Origin of the sequence: Aequorivita vitellina (assembly GCF_022008365.1) — a bacterium.
GTDB lineage: Bacteria > Bacteroidota > Bacteroidia > Flavobacteriales > Flavobacteriaceae > Aequorivita > Aequorivita vitellina.
Map to the genome: position 1 here is coordinate 70,060 of NZ_JAIRBA010000015.1, position 6,327 is coordinate 76,386.

The 6,327-nt window shown below is 38.1% G+C and carries 5 protein-coding genes; all 5 read right to left on the minus strand.

Going from position 1 to position 6,327, the window contains the following annotated elements; translation table 11 throughout:
- Window positions 1-54: 54 nt before the first annotated feature.
- Window positions 55-1,224 (minus strand): MFS transporter, encoded by a 1,170-nt coding sequence (locus tag K8089_RS09150; RefSeq protein WP_237602977.1) that lies wholly within the window; start codon window positions 1,222-1,224, stop codon window positions 55-57.
- A 58-nt stretch (window positions 1,225-1,282) separates the two neighbouring features.
- Window positions 1,283-2,530: an amidohydrolase family protein gene (locus K8089_RS09155; RefSeq protein WP_237602978.1), complete on the minus strand. Its 1,248-nt coding sequence runs from the start codon at window positions 2,528-2,530 to the stop codon at window positions 1,283-1,285.
- A gap of 220 nt (window positions 2,531-2,750) precedes the next feature.
- A complete protein-coding gene (locus K8089_RS09160) occupies window positions 2,751-4,265 on the minus strand; it encodes a catalase (protein WP_237602979.1) in 1,515 nt (504 codons plus the stop codon).
- Window positions 4,266-4,443: 178 nt separating this feature from the next.
- Window positions 4,444-5,373: a DUF5996 family protein gene (locus K8089_RS09165; RefSeq protein WP_237602980.1), complete on the minus strand. Its 930-nt coding sequence runs from the start codon at window positions 5,371-5,373 to the stop codon at window positions 4,444-4,446.
- A gap of 178 nt (window positions 5,374-5,551) precedes the next feature.
- Window positions 5,552-6,064 (minus strand): YceI family protein, encoded by a 513-nt coding sequence (locus K8089_RS09170; protein WP_237602981.1) that lies wholly within the window; start codon window positions 6,062-6,064, stop codon window positions 5,552-5,554.
- Window positions 6,065-6,327 lie beyond the last annotated feature (263 nt).

A 6,327-nucleotide genomic window follows, 5' to 3' on the forward strand; every position in this document is an offset into this window, starting at 1 on the left:
AATATTTAATTTTAAAATGTTAATAATTTATTTTATTATAATTTTTGTTTTTCATTAACTCAGAGTCTTTTTGGCAAAAAAGGAAATGATTAAGCCAGGAATAGACAGTGCTATGGCAAAGTAAACCAAACTCAAAGGAGCGTATATGCTTAGCAGCAGTCCGGCGACGGCCGTGGCTATCATAATTGATAAGTTAAAAACCGACGACTGTACCGAGGTGGCTACATCTACTGCACTATCTACTTGTCTACTTACTGCTGCCTGCAATAAGGTAACTAAAGGGCCAAATGAAAGTCCCCATAAAAAGAAAGCGAAATGGGCTATTCCTGATGTTTTACCAAACATTATAACAACACCCATTGATACAATTAATAGAGCAAACATTGCTATAGTAAGCAGTCTCAAATGTTTATCGGTATATTTTATTGCAAGCAAAACCGAAATTAACGATCCAGCTCCAAAGAGCATCAAGGCGCTTTCAATTCCTCCATTCAACTGGATTTCATCAACAAGGCTTGTGATGTATACATAAACACCATAATGTGCAACCACTCCAAGTAGCGTAAGCAGCAACACAAGCAGCACTGCCGGAATTTTTAAAAGCGCAAAAGGAGAGGAGCTTTTTGTTAGTTTTTCACCAGGTGTTGATGGCAAGGCAACGAAAGCAATTAGACCGATAACGATGATAAATACCCCAAGACCAATAAATTCTGTTCGCCAACCATAATCATTTCCAATGGTGGTTACTAGAGGCATTCCCAAGCTTATACCTAAGGTATTTCCTGCCATAATCACGGCGATTGCCTTTCCGTGTTGGCTCTCATCTACGAGTCGCATACCATAGGCTGAAATCATGGGCCACATAACTCCGGCACAGATTCCACCTATAACTCTAAGCATTATAATGAGGGTATAATCGTAAACAAGCCCTGCGATAATATTGGAAATGGCAAATCCACCAAGCAGAATAAGTAATAAATATTTACGATTAACCTGCATAGTTAACGAAATAAGGGGAATCGCAAAAATAGCAGAAGCTATTGCGTAATATCCCACGAGGTTACCGGTTTGTATTTCGCTAATGTTCAAATCGGCCATGATTTGAGGCAGTACTCCAGATGGCATTAACTCCGAAAGTATCCCTACAAAAGTAACTGACGACATTAAAATCATGATCAGCCACGGGAAAGTATTTTTGGTTTGTTCGATCCTAATTTTATTCATAGTTATATTTTCTTCAATTTTTGCAACTCGCCATTCAGGAACTATTAGTAAAATTCGCTTAAATGTTTAAAGGAATATCATACGGCATTTCCTTTCTACGGAAAAGAAATTCACCATTGCGCACCGATGCCAAAACCGCTACTCTTTTTCTAATGGCTTCGTAAACCGAAGATTCATTTAACACAATAAAATTTGCTTTCTTTCCTACTTCTAAGCCGTAGTTATCTTGCATATTCATACAGCGTGCTCCATTATAGGTAATCAAATCAAAAACACTTTCAATTTCATTGGGGGACATAGTTTGGGCTAAATGAATTCCGTTATCTAGAATATTCATCATATTTCCATTGCCCATTGGGTACCAAGGGTCGTTAATAGAATCTTGGGCGAAGGCAACGTTAATTCCAGACTCCATAAACTCCTTCACTCTTGTCAATCCCCGACGTTTCGGGTAGGTGTCTTGACGGCCTTGTAAATAGGCATTTTCAGTAGGGCAAGAGATAAAATTCATTTTACTTTTTTTGAATAAATCCATCATTCTAAAAGCATACGAGTCGTCTGCTGAACCAAAAGAACACGTATGGCTGGCGGTAGTCTTAGTACCGTAATCTTCCATAAGTACTAGTGCATTTAAAAGCTCAACAAATCGTGAATTGGGATCGTCGGTTTCATCGCAGTGCACATCAATCATCTTATCGTATTTTAAACCCAGCTCAACAATATCGTGTACGGATTGTTCGCCAAACTCCCTCGCAGGTTCGTAATGTGGTATACCACCCACTACATCGGTGCCCATTTTAAGCGCTTCTTCCACCAAATCGCGTCCTCCTTTATAGGTGTACATTCCCTGTTGGGGGAAAGCGACAATTTGGATATCTACCGTATCTTTAAGATCTTCTTTCATTTCTAACATTGCCTTTAATGCGGTAAAGTTTGGATCTGTAACATCTATATGTGTACGTATGTGCTGAACACCTTGGGAAACTTCATCTTTAATTCCCTTCATTGCGAGCTTTTTTACACTTTCGACGGTCAATGTTTCTTTGAATTTTGGCCACAGTTCTATCGCCTCATACAAAGTGCCCGAACCAGCGCCTTCTTGGCCCAATTCCGATAAGGTATATACATAATCCAAATGCAAATGCGGATCTACATAGGGAGGCAAAACAAGTTTGCTGCCTAGATCAACTTCTTCTTCACAATTCGGGAGATTGGTTCCGATCTCGGTGATTTTTCCATTTTCTACAATCATCTCGGTTGCTTTATCGTTGCGATATATTTTCGCATTAAAGAACTTCTTCTTCATCTTAAATCGGTTTAATATTGTTAATGTTTTTTTTCTAAATATTTATTTTCCCACGGTACAACTCGCCAAAAGATCCAGCTGTAACTGCAATTTTTTCTCTCTGATAATAACTTTTGACGAAATTAAAGAGCGCACTTACCTTTATGGGATTGAAAATTCAACCCCATAAAAAATAAATTATTGGTCGCTTTGTTAAACTAGCAACTCATTTTTCCGAAAACTATTTGTCGGTAGGTTTTGGCGCCCATTTATTATACGGTGTCATATCGAAGCTATTAACTTCATCCATAGTTAAACCAAGCGCTTTTGCTACACCTTCTCCATATTCTGGATCTGCCTTGTAACAATTTCTGATATGGCGAATTTGAATAAATTTATCTGCACCACCTACTTGGGCCGCTGTATTATCAAACAATTGTTGGTCTTTTCCATCGGCTTTTATAATGCGAAACAAATCGCCGGGCTGGGTAAAGTAGTCTTCATCATCGTCTCTAAAATTGTGAGCGTAGGCGCTACCATCTAGCTCCAATGGTGGTTCTTTAGCATCGGGTTGTTCTTGCCATTGACCATAGCTATTTGGTTCGTAATGTTTGGTGCCGCCATAATTGCCATCTACACGCATGGCTCCATCTCTATGATAAGCGTGATATGGACAGGTGGGTTTGTTAACTGGAATTTGATAATGATTCACGCCCAGTCTGTACCGTTGTGCATCGCCGTATGAAAACAATCTTCCTTGTAACATTTTGTCTGGTGAAAACCCAATTCCGGGAACTATATTTGTTGGGTTAAAGGCAGCTTGCTCCACATCTTGGAAATAGTTTTCCGGATTTCTGTTTAACTCAAACTCACCAACAGGAATAAGTGGAAAATCTTTTTTAGACCACACTTTCGTTAAATCGAAAGGGTGAAAGCGGTAGGTTTTTGCTTCTTCCTCGGTCATCACTTGTATAAACATTTTCCATTTAGGATACTCTTTATTTTCAATTGCATCAAAAAGATCTCTTTGAGAAGATTCGCGGTCTATGCCTACCAATTCTACAGCTTCTTTATCGGTAAGGTTTTCGATACCTTGTTGTGTTATAAAATGAAACTTAACCCAATGCCGTACATTGTCTTTGTTAATAAAGCTATAAGTATGACTTCCGAAGCCGTGCATATGTCTATATCCTTTTGGAATGCCACGATCGCTCATTACAATTGTAACTTGGTGTAAAGCTTCGGGAAGTAATGTCCAAAAATCCCAATTGTTGTTGGCACTTCTAAGGTTGGTTTTAGGGTCGCGTTTTACTGCGTGATTCAGGTCTGGGAACTTCATTGGGTCACGGAAGAAAAATACGGGAGTATTGTTCCCAACTAAGTCCCAAATGCCTTCTTCTGTATAAAATTTTAGAGCAAAACCTCTAATATCCCGTTCGGCATCTGCGGCTCCTCTTTCTCCAGCAACGGTAGAAAATCGGCTGAACATTTCTGTCTTTTTTCCAACTTCACTAAAAATTTTTGCTTTGGAATATTGGGTAATATCGTGGGTAACCGTAAATGTACCAAAAGCACCCGAACCCTTAGCGTGCATTCTTCTTTCGGGAATTACTTCTCGATCAAAATTCGCCATTTTTTCTAGAAACCAAGCATCCTGCATTAACATTGGTCCACGCGGGCCCGCGGTTTGTGAGTTTTGATTGTCACCAACTGGTGCTCCGGTCTGTCTTGTTAGTTTTGAATTTTTATCCTCCATGGCTTTCGGTTTTAAGTTAATTATTAAGTGAATGGATGAAGTTACAATTTTTCCAGCTAAATAGAAATGACTTATATCAGTATTGCACAGTTAATTGCGATAAATTTAATACTGTAGTATTTAAACGATTGTCTATTTTTAATGTTTCCCAAACAACTGCGATATAAACAACTGTTTTTTACATTTCATCTAAATCTGGTACTCTGAATTTTTCAATATCCCAACCTGCTCGTTTAGCTCCAGCCTGATAAGTTGATTCTAAAAATTGGAGTAATTCTTTTCTTGGATTCGCAGTACCTAGCAAGTCTTTGTATTTCAGAAGTGCCATTGGGCTTCCGTTGTTGTCAATCCATTCGGCAGAAGTGGGTTTAATCGATTCGTTTTCCAAGCCATCTGGTGCTGGATAAGTATAGGAGTAGAATGCTGGTTCGGGAACATTTTCATCGCCTGCCCAGAAGCCGAAACTTATGCACTCGTGCGTGTAGGCATCTTTATCTGAAATCCTTGCGTCGGCTGGCATTGGCGGTGCTTCGTTACCAGAAAATCGTGTTACCACCAAATCTAGAGAGTGCCAATAAAGATGTACCGGACAGGTTTTACCGTAAAAACGCCCGCTGAATTCTTTAAAAACATTATTTATCCACAGCATCGTTTTCCATAAATCGTTGATGTAATTAGCGTCGTAGTGATGGTACTCAGTAATTTCACTAAAAGGTTTTTCAATTCCCAAATCATACGGAGTCGCTAAAATAGAAACCGAAATATTAATTTTTTGAATAATCTCCATCAGTTTTTTATAAAAATCGGCAACTGTGAGCGTATTATTTAACGGAAAATGTTCGTACTCTCCTTGACTTGTACTTACTTCTAATTGATGTTTTTGTACGTTAATTGTAATCTCAAACTGATCTTTTCCAGAATTATAAGGAATTGGCCCCGTTGTAAATCCAGAGGTTCCAACATATTCAGTTATATACCACCAATGGTTTTTTCTGGGCGTCATTTTTAAACGAACTTTCCCAATAATCTGTAGAAACAGGTGAAGTGTCAACTTCTTCTTCACATTTCCTTTATATTCAAGATTGGGGAGTTTTAGTTGATTTTCCATAATGATATATTTTTGATTTAAAATGAATTCGGAATAATTGGCTCTGGGTTAACTTTTCGCCGCTATATAGTTATCGTTGTCAAAGGACTAACGGAATTTTATTCAATAACTTCCTTTAATTCCTAAAGTTAATGGATTATATAAAGCGAGTTCGTTAAACCAGAGCCTTTTTGAACAATTATTGCTTAATAAACTGAAGATTTGCAATTAATCTAACTTTATCGCTCACAACAATATTCCCTGCTTCGGTAACTGCGTTCCAGTTTAAGTTGAAATCCTTCCGGTTAATGGTTCCTGTAGCTTCAAAACCTGCTTTGGTTTGTCCATAAGGATCTTCTACTATCCCGTTAAAATCTACTTGAAGTGAAATTTCCTTTGTTACATCTCTAATAGTCATATCGCCAACCATTGTTTCGCCATCAAAAGATTTCGACTTAAAAGTAAGCTGTGGGTACTTTTCGGCATTGAAGAAATCATCAGACTTTAAATGCGTGTCTCTATCGTCATTTTTCGTGCTAATTGATTCAATTTTTGCAGTGAAACTAAATTTCGCATTTTTAAAGGTGTCGTCTTCCGCCTCAATAGCTGCATCAAAATCTGAGAAACTACCAGATACCGTTGAAATCATCATGTGTTTTACTTTGAATTCGATTTCTGAATGTGTGGGATCTACTTTCCAATTTGTCTTCATATTTTTATGTTTTTTAAGTTATACATATTAATTTGATACAAAGCTACGCTACATTATAGAATTATGCATTGATGTATGATAAGAAGTTATGGGTTTGGTAAACAGATGATTAAAGTAATCTAAAAAGGTCGGGATGACAAGATTTTCAGCTTGCTTTGTTATCGCCGAACGGCATTGTCCTTTTGGCGCTGCCAACGGACAAAGCCACCCCAAAAAAAGAAGACACCTCGAAAGATGTCTTCATTTACAAAGTCGGGATGACA